The 1,499-nt window shown below is 55.8% G+C and carries 2 protein-coding genes and 1 pseudogene; 1 reads left to right on the top strand and 2 read right to left on the bottom strand.

Features of this window, described 5'->3' with window-relative positions; genetic code table 11:
* Nucleotides 1-278: hypothetical protein (locus tag I5W_RS32845; protein ID WP_217284449.1), on the top strand; the 278-nt coding region annotated here is incomplete at its 5' end.
* A gap of 158 nt (nt 279-436) precedes the next feature.
* Here I5W_RS32845 and I5W_RS14080 read toward each other — a convergent pair.
* Together I5W_RS14080 and hslU are read right to left on the bottom strand one after the other, a co-directional pair.
* On the bottom strand, nt 437-649 hold the full coding sequence (locus I5W_RS14080) for a hypothetical protein (RefSeq protein ID WP_034331863.1): 213 nt from the start codon (nt 647-649) through the stop codon (nt 437-439).
* A 41-nt stretch (nt 650-690) separates the two neighbouring features.
* A pseudogene (gene hslU / locus I5W_RS14075) lies at nt 691-1,499 on the bottom strand (ATP-dependent protease ATPase subunit HslU); the annotation flags it as partial.

The following is a 1,499-nucleotide window of genomic DNA, read 5'->3' as shown; positions in this document are numbered from 1 at the left end:
AGAGATTTTTTCATGTGACGTCCTTCTCTAAAAATAGTCTTGAGGATCCGCACTTGCAGTCGGATGGGCAAACATTAATGCTTCTCGTCGCCCATGACTGCACCTTGGTCGATAGAAGTCATTTTTTAGACGGGAGCCAAAGATTGAAAAGGCAATTGTTGTATTTTTTTATCGCCGCTTTCGGATGTGCTCCGGCAGGACTGTCCCGCTATCGGCCTGCATCAAGGAAAAAGCGCCGGTATCCCTACCGGCGCTTTTCGTCATTTCTAACATTTTGATACATCTTGCTGGCAACAAACAATGGGCTCTTGTTAAGCAAGCCAGCAAGACTTGTTGTCACTCGCTGCGCATATCCGTACATTTTCGTACGTTTCTGGCGGACGCGACTGGTCAGGTGCAACATCGCCTTCCATCCCTGTACAACCATGCATTGCACTCACTCCTGCTTGTCTTCCCTGGGATCACCGGCCAGCTTCTTCAACAGCTCCGACTTCAATTGCTGACGCTGCGCCGATGCATTCTTGCGATGCGCACCGGCCCCTCCGGCACGCTGCTGCGCGGCCAGCGCCACCGGATTGCGTGGCTTGGATTGCGATGGCTCGATGCGAAAACTCAGCTTCTGCCGGGTTCCCAAAGTCTTGTTGGCCATCACATTCTCCTTGCCTCGGCGCGCGTCATGACAGCATCGCGTTACAGCACGTAGCGCGACATGTCCTCATCCACGGCCAGCTCGCCCAGCCGCTCGTTGACATACCCGGCATCGATGAGCAGCCCATCCACACCAGCCTCACCCGCCGTGAAGGAAATCTCTTCCAGCAGTTTTTCCATCACGGTATAGAGACGGCGCGCACCGATGTTCTCGGTCTTCTCATTGACCGTATGCGAGATCTCGGCCAGTCGCTTGATGCCGCTGTCGGCGAATTCGATCTTCACGCCTTCGGTGGCCAGCAGCGCTTCGTACTGCTTGGTCAGGCAGGCATCGGTACCGGTCAGGATGCGCTCGAAATCGGCAATCGACAGCGAATCCAGCTCCACGCGAATCGGGAAGCGTCCCTGCAATTCCGGAATCAGATCGGAAGGCTTGGAGAGATGGAACGCACCCGACGCGATGAAGAGAATGTGATCGGTCTTGATCATGCCGTACTTGGTGTTGACGGTGGTGCCCTCCACCAGCGGCAGCAGGTCGCGCTGCACACCTGCGCGCGAGACATCGGCATTGCCGTTCTGCGAGCGGGTGGCGATCTTGTCGATCTCATCCAGGAAGACGATGCCGTTCTGCTCGACATTGGCGATGGCCTTCTGCTTGAGTTCTTCCTCGTTGACCAGCTTGGCGGCTTCTTCCTCGATCAGCAGCTTCATGGCTTCCTTGATCTTGATCTTGCGCGCCTTCTTGCGCTGGTTGCCCAGGCCCGAGAACATGGTCTTGATCTGCTCGGTCATTTCTTCCATGCCCGGAGGTGCCATGATTCCATCGAGGGGGCGGCATCATTCAATCCAGT

Origin of the sequence: Herbaspirillum sp. B65, assembly GCF_000333555.1 — a bacterium.
Classification (GTDB): Bacteria; Pseudomonadota; Gammaproteobacteria; order Burkholderiales; family Burkholderiaceae_D; genus Herbaspirillum; species Herbaspirillum rubrisubalbicans.
This window is presented reverse-complemented; position numbering and strand designations above follow the sequence as displayed.

Coding starts and splice junctions, on each gene's coding strand:
- I5W_RS14080 (WP_034331863.1), bottom strand. CDS start 649: ATGGCCAACAAGACTTTGGGAACCCGGCAGAAGCTGAGTTTTCGCATC.